Annotated in this window: 17 protein-coding genes; 14 read left to right on the top strand and 3 right to left on the bottom strand. The window is 60.3% G+C overall.

Annotated elements, in window-relative coordinates:
• Positions 1–331: 331 nt before the first annotated feature.
• The 14 genes from AB4N53_RS12060 (at position 332) to AB4N53_RS11995 (ending at position 14,659) form a co-directional block, all read left to right on the top strand.
• Complete coding sequence (locus AB4N53_RS12060; protein ID WP_016770981.1) at positions 332–970, top strand: TetR/AcrR family transcriptional regulator; 639 nt, start codon at positions 332–334, stop codon at positions 968–970.
• A 138-nt stretch (positions 971–1,108) separates the two neighbouring features.
• A complete protein-coding gene (locus tag AB4N53_RS12055; protein ID WP_041479439.1) occupies positions 1,109–2,077 on the top strand; it encodes a GTP 3',8-cyclase MoaA in 969 nt (322 codons plus the stop codon).
• 181 nt (positions 2,078–2,258) lie between these two features.
• Positions 2,259–2,864, top strand: a complete 606-nt coding sequence (locus AB4N53_RS12050) for a DUF4823 domain-containing protein (RefSeq protein ID WP_024013915.1) — start codon at positions 2,259–2,261, stop codon at positions 2,862–2,864.
• A 14-nt stretch (positions 2,865–2,878) separates the two neighbouring features.
• Positions 2,879–3,439 carry a DUF1285 domain-containing protein gene (locus AB4N53_RS12045; protein ID WP_460120721.1) on the top strand — a complete coding sequence of 187 codons (561 nt, stop codon included), beginning with the start codon at positions 2,879–2,881 and terminating at the stop codon, positions 3,437–3,439.
• 194 nt (positions 3,440–3,633) lie between these two features.
• Positions 3,634–4,350 carry a FadR/GntR family transcriptional regulator gene (locus tag AB4N53_RS12040; RefSeq protein ID WP_039760144.1) on the top strand — a complete coding sequence of 239 codons (717 nt, stop codon included), beginning with the start codon at positions 3,634–3,636 and terminating at the stop codon, positions 4,348–4,350.
• Between the two features lie 134 nt (positions 4,351–4,484).
• Positions 4,485–5,360, top strand: coding sequence for an SMP-30/gluconolactonase/LRE family protein (locus tag AB4N53_RS12035; protein ID WP_460120719.1), 876 nt, complete (start codon positions 4,485–4,487; stop codon positions 5,358–5,360).
• 270 nt (positions 5,361–5,630) lie between these two features.
• Positions 5,631–6,449: an SDR family oxidoreductase gene (locus AB4N53_RS12030; RefSeq protein ID WP_460120717.1), complete on the top strand. Its 819-nt coding sequence runs from the start codon at positions 5,631–5,633 to the stop codon at positions 6,447–6,449.
• Positions 6,450–6,586: 137 nt separating this feature from the next.
• Positions 6,587–7,591 (top strand): substrate-binding domain-containing protein, encoded by a 1,005-nt coding sequence (locus tag AB4N53_RS12025; protein WP_016770973.1) that lies wholly within the window; start codon positions 6,587–6,589, stop codon positions 7,589–7,591.
• A gap of 53 nt (positions 7,592–7,644) precedes the next feature.
• On the top strand, positions 7,645–9,192 hold the full coding sequence (gene araG / locus AB4N53_RS12020) for an L-arabinose ABC transporter ATP-binding protein AraG (protein WP_041479431.1): 1,548 nt from the start codon (positions 7,645–7,647) through the stop codon (positions 9,190–9,192).
• 12 nt (positions 9,193–9,204) lie between these two features.
• Positions 9,205–10,173: an L-arabinose ABC transporter permease AraH gene (araH, locus tag AB4N53_RS12015; RefSeq protein ID WP_039760239.1), complete on the top strand. Its 969-nt coding sequence runs from the start codon at positions 9,205–9,207 to the stop codon at positions 10,171–10,173.
• Positions 10,174–10,359: 186 nt separating this feature from the next.
• Positions 10,360–11,073: a GntR family transcriptional regulator gene (locus AB4N53_RS12010; RefSeq protein ID WP_129997374.1), complete on the top strand. Its 714-nt coding sequence runs from the start codon at positions 10,360–10,362 to the stop codon at positions 11,071–11,073.
• The gene (locus tag AB4N53_RS12005; protein WP_460120714.1) at positions 11,070–12,068 is read left to right on the top strand and encodes an ADP-ribosylglycohydrolase family protein; all 999 of its coding nucleotides are present in this window, start codon (positions 11,070–11,072) and stop codon (positions 12,066–12,068) included. Before AB4N53_RS12010 ends, AB4N53_RS12005 begins: the two co-directional genes overlap by 4 nt.
• 202 nt (positions 12,069–12,270) lie before the next feature.
• Positions 12,271–13,737 carry a purine-cytosine permease family protein gene (locus tag AB4N53_RS12000; protein WP_460120712.1) on the top strand — a complete coding sequence of 489 codons (1,467 nt, stop codon included), beginning with the start codon at positions 12,271–12,273 and terminating at the stop codon, positions 13,735–13,737.
• Entirely contained in the window at positions 13,730–14,659 is a 930-nt protein-coding gene (locus tag AB4N53_RS11995; protein ID WP_460120710.1) for a PfkB family carbohydrate kinase, read from the top strand. Before AB4N53_RS12000 ends, AB4N53_RS11995 begins: the two co-directional genes overlap by 8 nt.
• A gap of 145 nt (positions 14,660–14,804) precedes the next feature.
• Here AB4N53_RS11995 and AB4N53_RS11990 read toward each other — a convergent pair whose 3' ends face one another.
• The 3 genes from AB4N53_RS11990 to AB4N53_RS11980 all read right to left on the bottom strand — a co-directional run bounded on the left by AB4N53_RS11990 (position 14,805) and on the right by AB4N53_RS11980 (position 15,893).
• Complete coding sequence (locus tag AB4N53_RS11990; protein ID WP_460120708.1) at positions 14,805–15,185, bottom strand: Rho termination factor N-terminal domain-containing protein; 381 nt, start codon at positions 15,183–15,185, stop codon at positions 14,805–14,807.
• Between the two features lie 61 nt (positions 15,186–15,246).
• The gene (locus AB4N53_RS11985; RefSeq protein WP_460120706.1) at positions 15,247–15,504 is read right to left on the bottom strand and encodes a hypothetical protein; all 258 of its coding nucleotides are present in this window, start codon (positions 15,502–15,504) and stop codon (positions 15,247–15,249) included.
• Positions 15,505–15,548: 44 nt separating this feature from the next.
• Complete coding sequence (locus AB4N53_RS11980; RefSeq protein WP_071173201.1) at positions 15,549–15,893, bottom strand: hypothetical protein; 345 nt, start codon at positions 15,891–15,893, stop codon at positions 15,549–15,551.
• Positions 15,894–16,080: the final 187 nt, after the last annotated feature.

Raw genomic sequence — 16,080 nt, 5'->3', positions numbered from 1 at the left:
AAAAAAAACCCGGGTTCTGGGGGGTGAATCCGGGTTAAGACCATTAGGAGTAAAACAAAGGCACGCGGTCCGTTGGTACCTTTACCGGCACGACACTTGGGGGAGATGTCGCCCGACAGTTCAAGTATTGATCAGTCTGGCGTGCAGTCCAGTGAGCCGGTCGGGGTTTTTAAACAAATTTGGAATACGTTTGCTTCAGTTGAGTTCTCATTGCACTCCAATCGTTCTCAAAATGAACAAGAAACACAGATTTGGTCGATGAACCGTGCTTTTTTGTGCAAGTTAGGCATAATACGCGGCTTCGAATTTTGACCCTTCAGACCTTTTTCTTATGCATAAAGAACCTCGTAAGGTCCGTGAATTTCGTCGCCGCGAGCAGGAAATTCTCGATACCGCGCTCAAGCTGTTCCTCGACCAGGGTGAAGACAGTGTCACCGTCGAGATGATTGCTGATGCCGTGGGTATCGGCAAAGGCACGATCTACAAGCACTTCAAATCCAAGGCCGAGATCTACTTGCGCCTGATGCTCGACTACGAGCGCGATCTGAACGAGCTGCTGCATTCGGCGGATGTCGACAAGGACAAGGAAGCGCTGTCGCGCGCCTACTTCGAATTCCGCATGCGCGACCCGCAGCGCTATCGTCTGTTCGACCGCCTCGAAGAGAAAGTGGTCAAGGGCAATCAGGTGCCGGAGATGGTCGAGGAGCTGCACAAGATCCGTGCCTCGAACTTCGAACGCCTGACGCTGCTGATCAAGGGCCGCATCAGCGAAGGCAAGCTCGAAGACGTGCCGCCGTACTTCCACTACTGCGCATCCTGGGCGCTGGTGCATGGCGCGGTGGCGCTGTATCACTCGCCGTTCTGGAGCAATGTGCTGGAAGATCAGGAAGGTTTCTTCCAGTTCCTGATGGACATCGGCGTGCGCATGGGCAACAAGCGCAAGCGCGACCCGGAAACGCCGAGCACATAAGTCATTCAGCGGGCTGATTGCGCCGTGTTTTCGCAACATGGCGCAATAGCACAGGAATATACTCAGGCTTAGGGCTTGCTAAAACCTGATTTCTCAGTCAAGTTTTGCTCGCTCGATTTTCTTTCGCCGGAGTGTTTCATGATCGTTGACCGTCAAGGCAGGCGTTTTCGCAATTTGCGCATCAGCCTGACCTCTGCCTGCAATTACGCCTGTACCTATTGCGTGCCCAACGGCAAGCGGTTGGTGGCTGCGCAGGATGAACTGTCGGCCGAAGCCATGGCACGCGGCGTCGAATACCTGATCGAAGCGGCCGGCATCGAGCGCCTGCGCATCACTGGCGGCGAGCCACTGGTCAGCCCCAAACTCGAATCGTTCATGACTGCCGTCGGCCAGATGGGCCTCGACGACATCAGCCTGACCACCAACGGTCAACTCCTCGCGAAAAAACTCCCGTTGCTGGTGGATGCCGGTCTGCGTCGGATCAACGTTTCCCTCGATACGCTTGATGCCGCTGCTTTCCGCAGCATCGCTCGTGGCGGCGATCTGGCCAGCGTGCTCGATGGCATGGATCAGGCTGCCGCCGCCGGGATGAAGATCAAGGTCAACATGGTGCCGTTGCGCGGGCAGAATCTCGATCAGGTCATGCCGCTGCTCGATTACTGCCTGGAACGAGGTTTTGAACTGCGTTTCATCGAGTTGATGCGCATGGGCCACCTGGCCAAGGATTCCAATGCCTTCCTGCAGCAATTCGTCAGCCTTGAGCAGTTGCTCGGCTTGATCGGCGAACGTTATGAATACGCCCAGACTGACGCTCCGGTGGACGCCACGGCGGTACGCTACGCGATTCCCGGTCGCGGCACTTTCGGGGTGATCGCCAACGAAAGCGTGCCGTTCTGCCGCACCTGCTCGCGCCTGCGCCTGTCCTCGACCGGTTGGCTGCATGGCTGCCTGTCGTCGAGCAACCGCCACTATGTCGGCGATCTGCTCGACAAGCCGCGCCATCAGGCGTTGCCGGCGCTGCAACGTTTGCTGGTCAAGGCGTTGGGTGACAAGCAGGAGGTGGCGTTCTCTGGCGGCGCTACTGTCATGAAGATCATTGGCGGCTGATTAACCGCCTTCGCGAGCAGGTCGAATCGTCGCACCGTTGCTCCCACCTTTGGAATGCAGTTCAATTGTGGGAGCGAGCCTGCTCGCGAATGCCTCTATCACTGAATTTGCCGAGCTGGCGCAAAAGCTGCATCCAACGGCCATTCGCCGGTTTTCCGACACCGGCTTCTGGAGGAATAGGATGCGTAGCCTGGTTTTGCTGCTGGCCGTTTTGGCACTTGGCGGCTGCATGAATGTCAGCGATATGGCCGAAGGCACTCGCTATCACATGAGCGATGCGGGGCTTCTGGACCACAGCGACAGCCGCCGGGTGAACAATATCCGCATTCAGCCGGACTCGTTCATCTTCATCGCCCAGGGCGCGTTCGCGCCACCGGGTGGTTCCTATCCACGGCCGAACGTGGTCGCCGAAGAAGCCTTCAAGGGCTTTGTCGAATACTTCCCGATGGTCCGCCGTGCCCGTGCGCCGGAAGGCCTCGACCAAGCCATGGGCGAAGCCCGGGATGCCGGCGCGCATTACCTGCTCTACACACGTTTCGCCAAGGCTGACGACCGCATTGGCAACTCCGACGAGTGGCTGGATCAGGAAGCCGTGGATCGCCTCGGTATCGATGGCGGCGTGATTCAGATCATGTTGATCGAGACCAGCACCCAGTATTTGATTGATACTGCACGGATCAAGAGTCGTGGCGGTTTACTGACGTTCCATGACTCCAAACCCGAAGACCTCATCGGTCCGCCGCTGGCGCAATACGCACGCAGCCTGCTGGGGATCGGCGACCAGTAATCAAGGAGTACGCCATGAGTGACCCGCAAACAGCCAATGACCTGCTGGGGCAGATCCCCAAGACCAAAGGCCTGCCACCGGTGCATTTGTGGAACCCGGATTTCTGCGGCGACATCGACATGCGCATCGCCCGCGACGGCACCTGGTATTACCTGGGTACGCCGATCGGGCGCAAGCCGATGGTCAAACTGTTCTCCACCATCATCCGCCGCGACGGCGATGATTACTTCCTGATCACCCCGGTCGAGAAGGTCGGGATCAAGGTCGATGACGCGCCGTTCATAGCGGTTGCCGTAGAAGTGGAAGGCGAGGGCGAGGCGCAGGTTCTGCGCTTTACCACCAACGTCGATGAAACCGCCGAGGCGGGAGCCGAGCATCCGCTCCGTGTCGAGATCGACCCTGAGACCCAAGAGCCTGCGCCTTATGTGAATGTGCGCAGCAACCTTGAAGCACTGATTCACCGCAATGTGTTTTACCAGTTGGTGGAACTGGCGGTGAGCCGCGAGATCGATGGCCAGCGCTGGTTGGGCGTGTGGAGTGGCGGCGAGTTCTTTCGTATCGGGCTGGAACCCTGACACAGCATCAAAATGTGGGAGCGGGCTTGCTCGCGAATGCGGTGGTTCAGTCAAATAGTTTGCTGACTGACACGCCGCATTCGCGAGCAAGCCCGCTCCCACATTTGGTTTATGGATAAGCTGCAAAATCCGATTGACTGTTATTCGTATGATGATTAGCGTAAGCACCCATCGCGATTCGCCTTGAGGTGTTCATGTCCAGCAGCTTTCATGCGTCAACCGTTGACTGGCTGGGCAGTTGGATCGCCGCTGGCCAGGTCAAGCCGGGGCAGACCATCAAGGTTGAGGCGGATCTGGGTGAGCAGCTCGGCGTCAGCCGTACGGTGATTCGCGAAGCCATCAAGACCCTTGTCGCCAAAGGCATGCTCGAGGTCGGACCGAAGGTCGGCACGCGGGTGTTGCCGGTCCGGCGCTGGAATCTGTTCGATCCGCAAGTGGTCGGTTGGCTGTCGCGCAACGGCTTGCCGGAAAACTTCGTCGATGACTTGCTGGATTTGCGCCGCACCATCGAGCCAATGGCGGTGCGCTGGGCCTGTGAGCGCGCAACGCCAGAGCAGATCGAAGCGGTACAACTGGCCTTCAACGCACTGGAACGAGCGGTCGACAGCGGCATTGATTACAACCGTGCCGACCAGGCCTTCCACGAATGCATCCTTGCTGCCAGCCATAATCAGTTCATCGAACAAATGGTCCCGGCCCTCGGCGCGTTGCTGGCGGTGTCGTTCGAAGTCTCCGCCGCCGACCCCGATGAATTGCGCCGCACCTTGCCGATTCATAAAGACATGGCCGATGCCATCGCCGCGCGCGATTCGACCCGTGGCGTGTGGGCGTGCATGACCCTGATCGACAATGCCGATCTGGCGATTAAACGTTTTTACCCGAAAGTCATGGCCGACCGCAAAGCCAGCTAAGATCGAAAATCCCCTGTGGAAGCGAGCCTGCTCGCGAATGCGTCAGGTCATATGCATCATCAACGACTGACACGCCGCTTTCGCGAGCAGGCTTGCTCCCACATTGAAAACAACAAGAACATGAAGGATTCCAGATGACCTGCACCGCCCTGACCCAACACCGCGCGCAACTCGGCGAAGGCCCGTTCTGGGATGCGCCGACCCAGGCGTTGTACTGGGTCGATATCGCTGGCAAACAAGCGTTGCGCCTGATCGGCCAGAACGTGCAGATCTGGCAGATGCCTGAGCACATCTCCGCCTTCATTCCCTGCGCCAGCGGCGATGCGTTGGTCACGCTCAGCAGCGGTGTCTATCGACTGGATCTCGATTCGCCTGGCCTCGAGCCACGGTTGACGCTGTTCTGCGTCGCCGACCCGCAACCGGGCAACCGCCCCAACGAAGCCCGTTGCGATGCCTTGGGCCGGTTGTGGTTGGGCACCATGCAAAACAACATCGGCGAGCACGGCGAGGATCTGCCGCTGGTGCGCCGTTCCGGTGGCCTGTTCCGTATCGATCCCGATCAGCGCGTGACACCGCTGCTGCTCGGTCTGGGCATCCCCAACACTTTGTTGTGGGGCGATGACGGCACCTCGCTGCTGTTTGGTGAAAGTCTCGACAGCACGCTCAATCGATATTTCATCCGCACCGACGGCAGTCTTGATGCGCCACAGGTGTTTTACTCCTCCGATCAACACGGCGGCCCTGACGGCTCGGCCATGGATGCCGAAGGCTACGTGTGGAATGCACGCTGGGACGGCAGTTGCCTGTTGCGCCTGACGCCGGACGGGCAGGTGGATCGCAAGATCGATCTACCGGTCAGTCGCCCGACCAGTTGTGTGTTCGGTGGCGAAGACTTGAAAACCCTGTTCATCACCAGCGCGAAGAGTCCGCTGAACCATCCATTGGATGGCGCGGTGCTGACCATGCGCGTCGACGTTGCAGGAAAACTCTGTACGCGTTTTTCTGGCTAGATCCCAAAATATGGGATGCAAAATTATATATTGAGATTATTTGGCGGTCGGGTTTATAGTCGGCCCCAGCAGTAACACGCACTCACACTTAAAAAGAACAAAACAGGTGAAGTGATGCAGCGAATTCTTCTCGCCCGCGCAAGCGGGATCCGCCTTTCGCCACGGCTCAATGCCGCTGGTGACGCTTGCCTGTTTATTTTTCCGAGCCGTCAGAACCGGACATCCACCGATGCCCGGTTTTTTTGCGCCTGCGCGCAGGAGGCCTGAGCCATGGCTGAAGCGCTGACATTGCCGCAAGTGCCGGCCCCGCCGAAAGGCGAGCGCCTGAAAAACAAGGTTGTGCTGCTGACCGGGGCCGCTCAGGGCATCGGCGAAGCGATTGTCGCCGCGTTCGCCTCGCAGCAAGCCAGATTACTCATCAGCGATATCCAGGCCGACAAGGTCGAGCAGGTCGCCGCTCACTGGCGGGATCAGGGCCATGACGTGCAAGCGCTCAAGGCTGACGTATCGAATCAGCAGGATCTGCACGCCCTGGCCCGACGCGCCGTGGAATTGCATGGCCGCATCGACGTACTGGTCAACTGCGCCGGGGTCAATGTGTTCCGCGATCCTTTGCAGATGACCGAAGAGGACTGGCGCCGCTGCTTCGCCATCGATCTGGACGGCGCCTGGTATGGCTGCAAAGCCGTGCTGCCGCAGATGATCGAGCAGGGTGTGGGCAGCATCATCAACATCGCCTCGACCCATTCCAGCCACATCATTCCCGGTTGCTTCCCGTACCCGGTGGCCAAGCATGGCCTGCTCGGCCTGACCCGCGCCCTCGGCATCGAATACGCGGCCAAGGGCATTCGCGTCAACGCCATCGCGCCGGGCTACATCGAAACGCAATTGAACGTCGATTACTGGAACGGCTTTGCCGATCCGCACGCCGAACGGCAGCGCGCCTTTGATCTGCATCCGCCCAAGCGCATCGGCCAGCCGATCGAGGTGGCGATGACGGCAGTGTTCCTGGCCAGCGATGAGGCACCGTTTATCAACGCTTCGTGCATCACCATCGATGGTGGTCGCTCGGTGATGTACCACGACTGAATGAAACGGATTTCCAGCGCTGAACTACGCTTGAAATCCAATCATCATACGATATGACTATTTTCAACCAGCTTCACTGAGAACACGCTTCAACGCTTTTCAAACCTTGCTCAAAAAAAATAACAAGGAGTCATCTGATGAAACGTCGTTTCGGGATTCGTACCCTGTGCAGCACTGCCCTGGCGGTCACTGCGTTCAGCCTGAGCAGCGCGCTGCTCGCCGCCGACGCGGTGAAGATCGGTTTTCTGGTCAAGCAGGCCGAAGAACCGTGGTTCCAGACCGAATGGGCTTTTGCCGAAAAAGCCGCCAAGGACAAAGGCTTTGAATTGATCAAGATCGCCGTGCCCGATGGCGAGAAAACCCTCTCGGCGATCGACAGCCTCGCCGCCAACGGCGCCAAGGGCTTCGTGATCTGCCCGCCGGACGTGTCTCTGGGCCCTGCCATCATGGCCAAAGCCAAGATCAACGATCTGAAAGTGATTGCCGTCGACGACCGTTTTGTCGACGCCAACGGCAAATTCATGGAAGACGTGCCGTACCTGGGCATGGCCGCATTTGAAGTTGGCCAGAAGCAGGGCGCCGCGATGGCCGCCGAAGCGAAGAAGCGTAACTGGGACTGGAAAGACACCTACGCGGTGGTCAACACCTACAACGAACTCGACACCGGCAAAAAGCGCACCGATGGTTCGGTCGATGCGCTGAAAAAGGCCGGCATGCCTGAGGACCACATCCTCTTCGCCGCACTGAAAACCCTCGACGTACCGGGCAGCATGGATGCCACCAACTCGGCGCTGGTGAAACTGCCAAGCGCGGCAAAAAACCTGATCATCGGCGGCATGAACGACAACACCGTGCTCGGCGGCGTGCGTGCCACCGAAGCGGCCGGTTTTGCCGCGAGCAACGTGATCGGCATCGGCATCAACGGCACCGACGCCATCGGCGAACTGAAAAAGCCTAACAGCGGCTTCTTCGGTTCGATGCTGCCAAGCCCGCACATCGAAGGCTATAAGACCGCCGAAATGATGTACGAGTGGATCACCGCCGGCAAAGAGCCGCCGAAGTACACCGCCATGGATGACGTCACCCTGATCACTCGCGAAAACTTCAAGCAAGAGCTGGAAAAAATCGGCTTGTGGAACTGAGGCAGCGACGGCCCGGGCAGCCGGGCCGTTTTTCGGTGTGAAGAGGTGGCTTTATGCACGCGCAAGTACAGACACAAGAACAACACGGCGCCAGCGGCAGCCTGCGCTTCAACGGGATCGGCAAGACCTTTCCCGGCGTGAAAGCGCTCGACGGCATCAGCTTCGTCGCCCACCCCGGCCAGGTTCATGCCTTGATGGGCGAGAACGGCGCGGGCAAATCGACCCTGCTGAAAATCCTCGGTGGCGCCTACATTCCGAGCAGCGGTGAGCTGCAGATCGGCGAGCAGGCGATGGCGTTCAAGTCCACCGCTGACAGCATCGGCAGCGGCGTCGCGGTGATTCACCAGGAACTGCATCTGGTCCCGGAAATGACCGTGGCCGAGAACCTGTTTCTCGGGCATCTGCCGGCGAGTTTCGGCCTGATCAATCGCAGTGAGCTGCGCCAGAAAGCCTTGAATTGCCTGAAAGGCCTGGCCGACGAAATCGATCCGCAAACCAAGGTCGGACGCTTGTCGCTGGGCCAGCGGCAATTGGTGGAAATCGCCAAGGCGCTGTCGCGCGGCGCCCACGTTATCGCTTTCGATGAGCCGACCAGCAGCCTCTCGGCGCGCGAGATCGATCGCTTGATGGCGATCATCGGGCGTCTGCGCGACGAAGGCAAAGTGGTGCTCTACGTGTCCCATCGCATGGAAGAAGTCTTCCGTATCTGCGACGCCGTCACCGTGTTCAAGGACGGCCGCTACGTGCGTACCTTCGATGACATGAGCCAGTTGACCCACGATCAACTGGTGACCTGCATGGTCGGCCGCGACATTCAGGACATTTACGATTACCGCCATCGCCCGCGTGGCGCCGTGGCGTTGAAAGTCGACGGCCTGCTCGGCCCGGGCCTGCGCGAGCCGATCAGTTTCGAAGCGCATAAAGGCGAAATCCTTGGCCTGTTCGGGCTGGTCGGGGCAGGGCGCACCGAGCTGTTTCGCCTGCTCAGCGGCCTGGAGCGCAACACCGCCGGCCGTCTCGAATTGCGCGGTCATGAGCTGAAGCTGCGCTCGCCCCGTGACGCGATTGCCGCCGGCATTCTGCTGTGCCCGGAAGATCGCAAGAAAGAAGGCATCATCCCCCTGGCCAGCGTCGCCGAGAACATCAACATCAGTGCCCGTGGTGCGCATTCCGGGCTCGGCTGCCTGATTCGCGGCTTGTGGGAAAAGGGCAACGCCGACAAGCAGATCAAGGCCCTGAAAGTGAAAACCCCGCACGCCGGCCAGCAGATCAAGTTCCTTTCCGGCGGCAACCAGCAGAAGGCCATTCTCGGTCGCTGGCTGTCGATGCCGATGAAAGTCCTGCTGCTCGACGAACCGACCCGTGGCATCGACATCGGCGCCAAGGCCGAGATCTACCAGATCATTCATAACCTCGCCGCCGACGGCATTTCGGTGATCGTGGTGTCCAGCGATCTGATGGAAGTGATGGGCATTTCCGACCGCATCCTGGTGCTGTGCGAAGGCGCCCTGCGCGGCGAAGTCAGCCGCGACCAGGCCAATGAATCCAACCTGCTGCAACTGGCTTTGCCACGCCACCGCGCTGACGGCGTGGCGAACTGAGAGGTGACTATGATGACTACGCAAAACGAAACCCTGCCGACCGAGCGCAAACCGCTGGACCTGCGGCGCTTCCTCGATGACTGGGTCATGCTGCTGGCGGCGATCGGCATCTTTGTCGCCTGCACACTGCTGATCGACAACTTCCTCTCGCCGCTGAACATGCGTGGCCTGGGTCTGGCGATTTCCACCACCGGCATCGCCGCGTGCACCATGCTTTATTGCCTGGCATCCGGGCACTTCGACCTCTCGGTCGGCTCAGTGATCGCCTGTGCCGGCGTGGTGGCGGCGGTGGTGATGCGTGACACCAACAGCGTATTTCTCGGCGTCAGCGCGGCACTGGTGATGGGCCTGATCGTCGGGCTGATCAACGGCATCGTGATTGCCAAGTTGCGCGTCAATGCCCTGATCACGACGCTGGCGACCATGCAGATCGTGCGCGGTCTGGCCTATATCTTTGCCAACGGCAAAGCGGTCGGCGTTTCGCAGGAATCGTTCTTCGTCTTCGGCAATGGCCAGCTGTTTGGTGTGCCGGTGCCGATCCTGATCACCATTGTCTGCTTTCTGTTCTTCGGCTGGCTGCTGAACTACACCACCTACGGGCGCAACACCATGGCCATCGGTGGCAACCAGGAAGCGGCGTTGCTGGCGGGCGTCAACGTTGACCGGACCAAGATCATCATCTTCGCCGTGCACGGTGTGATCGGCGCGCTGGCGGGTGTGATTCTGGCGTCGCGGATGACTTCCGGGCAGCCGATGATTGGTCAGGGTTTTGAACTGACGGTAATCTCTGCCTGCGTACTGGGCGGGGTGTCGCTGAGCGGCGGGATTGGCATGATCCGCCATGTGATTGCCGGTGTGTTGATTCTGGCGATCATCGAAAACGCGATGAACCTGAAGAACATCGATACGTTTTATCAGTATGTGATTCGGGGTTCGATTCTGTTGCTGGCCGTGGTCATCGACCGCCTGAAACAGCGCTAACACAAGCACTTCCCTGTGGGAGCGAGCCTGCTCGCGAAGGCATTGGCACATCCAGCGTTGATGTGTCAGGGATACCGCCTTTGCGAGCAGGCTCGCTCCCACAGTTGATCGCGCCATTCCTGCCTTCTGTCATCTCCCTTAAATAATTCTTGCTCGTCAGCGACCGTTTCGGTTATCAATTTGTACATGATTAGACAGGTACGATTCGACAAGAAACAAAGGGTGGTCGACGAGCTCGTCCGACGCATCGAAAGTGGCCTCATGGAGGACGGCTTTCTGTTGCCCGGCGAACATCAGTTGGCTCAGGAATTCCAGGTCAGCCGTGGCACCTTGCGTGAAGCGCTGGCCGAACTGAAGCGGCGTAAATACATCGCCACGCAGAGCGGGGTTGGCTCCATCGTCACCTTCGACGGTGTCGCGCTCGACCAGCGCAGCGGCTGGGCGCAGGCGCTGGCCGACAGCGGGGCGCTGATCAATACCGAAGTGCTGCGTCTCGAAGCGGTGACCCGTCCGGATCTGCTGGTGCGGTTCGGCACCGATCAATTCATCACCCTCGACCGTCGCCGGCGCGCCACCGACGGTACGCTGGTGTCTCTCGAGCGCTCCTTGATGCCGGCCAACGGCGGCCTGGAAAGCCTGCCCCGCGTCGGTTTGATCGACAACTCCCTGACCATCACCCTGGCCGCCTACGGCTATATCGGCGAGCGCGGCGATCAGTGGATCGGTGCCGAGCCGCTGAATGCCGAAGACGCCGAGCTGCTCGGCCGTCCGGTCGGCACGGTTTTTCTCAAAGCCCTGCGCACTACTTACGACCGGCAGAACCGTTTCATGGAACAGGTCGAAAGCCTGCTCGACCCGGTGCATTTTCGTCTGCACCTGCAATTTGGAGAATCGAAATGACCGCGCTCGACCGTGCGCTTGGCGCTTTCTATGGTCTGGCCCTGGGTGATGCGCTGGGCATGCCGACGCAGTCGCTCGATCGCGAAACCATCAAGGCGCGCTTCGGCCAGATCACTGATCTGCAAGACGCAGGTCCCTTGCAACCGATCGCCGCGAACATGCCCAAGGGCTCGATCACCGATGACACCGAACAGGCGATTCTGGTCGGCGAGTTATTGGTCGAAGGCCACGGCCGCATCGAACCGGCGGTCCTCGCCCAGCGCTTGATCGAATGGGAAGCCGAGATGCAGGCCAAGGGCTCGCAGGACTTGCTCGGCCCCTCGACCAAACGCGCCATTGAAATGATCCTCGCCGGGCATTCCCCGGAAGAAGCCGGGCGCTACGGCACCACCAATGGCGCGGCGATGCGCATTACTCCCGTCGGCATCGCCGCGAATGTGGCCGATCCGCAGCGCTTCATTGCGGCGGTCGTGCAGGCGTGCCAAGTGACGCATAACACCACGCTGGGGATTTCCAGTGCGGCGGCGGTGGCGACGGTGGTCTCCGCTGGGATCAACGGCGTCGATCTGGGCGAGGCGCTGAACCTTGGCCAGCAGATTGCCCAGCAAGCGGAAGCCCACGGGCACTGGGTGGCCGGAGGGCGCATGGCCTCGCGCATCAGTTGGGCACGCAGCATCAGCGTCGACAGCGACAAAGCACTGCTCGCCGATCTGCTCTACGACGTGATCGGTACATCGGTGGCGTCGCAGGAGTCGGTGGTGGTTTCATTCGCACTGGCCCAGCAAGTGGCCATCGGCGAGATGACGGCATTCGAAGCGCTGTGCATGGCGGCCAGCCTCGGTGGCGACACGGATACCATCGCGGCGATTCTCGGCGCCATGCTCGGGGCTTGCCTGGGGCTTGGGTGCTGGCCGGAGCCGATGATCGAGACGGTGAAAGCTGTTAATCATCTGCAGCTTGAGCCGTTGGTGCAGGGGCTGTTGGCCTTGCGTTGACTGGCTGGCCTCTTCGCGAGCAGGCTCGCTCCCACAATTGGAATGCAGTTCCTTGTGGGAGCGAGCCTGCTCGCGAAAGGGGCGGCGCATTTCTAAAGAATTCACACAGCAATGGATCGCACAGACAGGCCTCGGAAGGCCGGTTGTCTTGTCGTTTTGCATCATTGCCACAACCACAAAAAAGGCAAACAGGAGCATTTTCATGAGTTCATCAACCGCCGGGCAGAGCGTCGGGCAATTGGAAACCCGGGGTATCGAGCCGGTGCCGGAAGCTGAGTGCAACGGTCATCCGCTGCAACTGTTCTGGGTCTGGTTCGCCGCGAATATTTCTATCCTCGGCCTGCCGCTGGGTGCCACGCTGGTGGCGTTTCGCGGGCTGGCGATCTGGCAGGCGATCATCGTCGCCATCCTCGGTGCCGCCGGTTCGTTTGCCGTGGTCGGGATCATCTCGATTGCCGGGCGTCGTGGCCGCGCGCCGAGTCTGACGCTGTCTCGCGCGATCTTCGGCGTACGCGGCAACATTGGCCCGACGCTGGTTTCGCTGATGTCGCGTCTGGGTTGGGAAACCGTCAACACCACCACCGCAGCCTTTGTCCTGCTGTCGCTGTGTTCGATCCTGTTTGGCTCGCCGGTCGAGGCGAAAAGTGCGCCGATACTGACGCTGATCTTTATCGCCATCTTCGTCCTGCTGACCTTGTCGGTGTCCGGCCTCGGCCACGCGACCCTGCTGGTGATCCAGAAGTGGGCGACCTATGTGTTCGGTGCGCTGAACATTCTCGTCGGCGGTTTTCTCTGCGCGACCATCGACTGGAGCGCGGTGTTCAACGCCACGCCGGCGCCGCTGAGCGCGATGATCATCGGCATCGGCACCATGGCCGCTGGCACTGGCATCGGCTGGGCCAACGCTGGCGCTGACATGTCGCGCTATCAGCATCGCAGCGTCAAGGCTGTGCGTCTGGTGGCGTCGGCGGCGTTCGGCGCAGGGATTCCGCTGGTGCTGCTGATCACTCTCGGCGGCTTGTTGTCGGTGGGCAACAATGACTTGGCTTCGGCGACGGACCCGATCGTGGCGATCCGCGACATGCTGCCGACGTGGATGGCCGTGCCGTACCTGATCACCGCGTTCGGTGGCCTGCTGCTGTCGAACAACCTGTCGGTGTACTCCGCCGGCCTGACCACGCTGACCCTGGGCCTGAAGGTGAAACGCGTCTACGCGGTAGTGGTGGATATCGTCGCGATCTTCGCCGGCTCGATCTACTTCATGCTGATCGCCGACAGTTTCTACGGCCCGTTCATTACCTTCATTTCCCTGCTGGCAGTGCCGATCACTGCCTGGGTCGGGATCTTCGTGGTCGACCTGATTCACCGTCACTACTACAGCCCCAAAGACCTGCTCGACGTCAGCCCGAGCAGTGCCTACTGGTATCGCGGCGGCATCGAGTGGCGCGCGTTTGGCGCCTGGGCGATCGCCATCGTCCTCGGTTTCAGCTTCACCACCATCGGCACCACGGCGGAAAACGTCTGGTTCAAGGGCTTTCTGTCCGATTCCTGGCTGGGCCACAACGGCCTCGGCTGGATCGTGACCTTCGTCGTCGCCGGTGGCCTTTACCTGATACTGGGCGGTGCGAAAGATCGTCGCGCCGCGCAACCCGAGAATGCTCATGCCTAAGATGTTGCACACCGGCCAGGTGATCATCGACCTGGTCATGGCCGTAGATAAATTGCCGCAGATTGGCGGCGACGTGTTGGCGCAATCGGCGGGTTTCGAAGCCGGCGGCGGCTTCAACGTGATGGCGGCGGCGGTGCGTAATGGCCTGCCGGTGGTCTATCTCGGTCGCCATGGCACGGGACGTTTCGGTGATTTGGCACGCCAAGCGATGCACGCGGAAGGTATCAGCATCGGCATCCGCGAATCGGCCGAGCGCGATACCGGTCTGTGCGTGGCGCTGACCGATGCGTCGGCTGAACGCAGTTTCATTTCCTACATCGGCGCCGAAGGCGAGGTGACCGAGGACGATCTGAACAGCGTGGCGGCCGAGCCCGGCGATTACGTTTATCTCAGCGGCTACAGTCTGCTGCACGAGGGCAAGGCGCAGGCGTTGCTCGACTGGACGCTGGCACTGCCGGCGTCGGTCAACGTGGTGTTTGATCCGGGGCCGCTGGTGGAATCGCCTGAGACTCCGATGATTCAAGCTTTGCTGCCGCGCATCGATGTGTGGACCAGCAACAGTGTCGAGGCGCTGCGGTTTACCGGAGCCGATGAGATTGGTGTCGCGATGGATCGCCTCGCGGAACTGCTGCCGGAAAGTGTGCTGATGGTGGTGCGCGACGGGCCGCAGGGTTGCTGGATTCAGCAGGGCAGTGAACGTCGGCAGGTGCCGGGATTTGCTGTGAAAGCAGTGGACAGCAATGGTGCCGGCGATGCGCATGCCGGGGTGTTTGTTGCTGGATTGGCGCAGGGGCTGGAGGCACCGGAAGCGGCGCGGCGGGCGAATGCGGCGGCAGCGCTGGCGGTAACTCGCTGGGGGCCGGCTACATCGCCGGGGAGGGCGGAGGTGGATGCGTTTATCCGCGAGTCCTGCGGCGTCTGACCCCAAACCTTCGCGAGCAGGCTCGCTCCCACATAGGATCTAAGTCGTATACAAATCTTCTGTAGGAGCTGCCGAAGGCTGCGATCTTTTGATCTTGAGAAGCACAAGATCGCAGCCTTCGGCAGCTCCTACAGTGGGCGTCTTTCTAGCCAGCCTTGCGCAACGCCTCAATCAACTCCTGCTTGCGCATTGAAGACCGCCCCGGGATATTCTTCGCTCGGGCTTCCTTCATCAGGCTATCGACATTCTGCGTATCCTTTGAAGTCTCGCTGTTGCGCGAATGGCCCTTGCGGCTGGACAACGCGCGCCGCGATGACTCTTTGCGATCTTCCGACTTGGCACTGGCAGGCTTCTTGCGCCCCGAGCCACCGGACTTTTCGCCGCCGCCGGATTGTTTGTTCACTGTCGCCCAGGCGCGCGCCTCAGCCTCATCTTTCGACACGCCCTTTTTCTCGTAACCGTCTTCGATGTGCTCGGCTTTGCGCTTCTGTTCGCTGGTGTATTTGTCTTTGCTTCCACGAGGCATGGGATATCTCCTCAAGTTGCGGATCCGGCCGCTCGCCGCTTCGACGGCGAGCGGCTTGGCACTACTGCAGATCCAGTTTGCGCGCCGCTTCGACGCCGGCAGAACTGAGCTTGATCGGCAGGTTCAGCGAGTGTTCGCCTGCTTCGCTCAAGGTCACATGACCATGGTGAATCAGCCCGCGATCCTGCAGGGCGGCGAGGGCGCTGGCCACGACTCTCTCGCCCCGGTAATTGTCCAGCACCTCCTTGCCCAGGCCGTTGGGATGGGCGTGCAGCAGGCGGGTGAGGACTTCTTTTTCCAGGTCTTTGTCGACGTTCATGGTTACCTCTTCATGGGAGTGAATAGGGCGCTCGCGTCGGCGAACTACTGACCGGCACCTTCGGAACCGGAGCCACCGGTGGTGGTTTTCGAACCGACACCGGGGCCGGCATTGTCAGGCGCAGTGGCAGGAGAATCAGGCGTGTTCATGCCACCCTGACGGCCCGGATCGCTGCCTTGAGTGCGCGGATCGGTGCCGGTGGCGGGCGGCTGATTGATCAGCGGCACGCCGGAGCCATCGGTATTCATACCGGGAGCACTGTTAATGGCGGGAGCGCGTGGCGGGGTCGGATCGGTAGGGCCAGTGCCCGCTGCCGTGGAAGAGGCGGCGAACACCGCAGGGCAGAGCAGGGCGCTGAAGACTAAAGCGGTCAACCTTGACGGGATCATAGGGCTTCTCCAGTGATTGGAATCCTTACACTTGGTTGGTCAGCCCTGATGACGGATTGGTGCCTGATGATCGACGAACGGTCTTCGCCGGGGTCGCATGTCTGCTGTTCAGACGATGCCGATCTTCAGTGTTTCCATGGGTGCAAAACAGTTAACGGTCATAAGCATCCTTTCACAATGTGCGGTA

The organism is Pseudomonas sp. H3_E04 (genome assembly GCF_054668915.1).
Note: the sequence above shows the minus strand (reverse complement) of the source record. Positions and strands in the feature narration are given on the sequence as shown.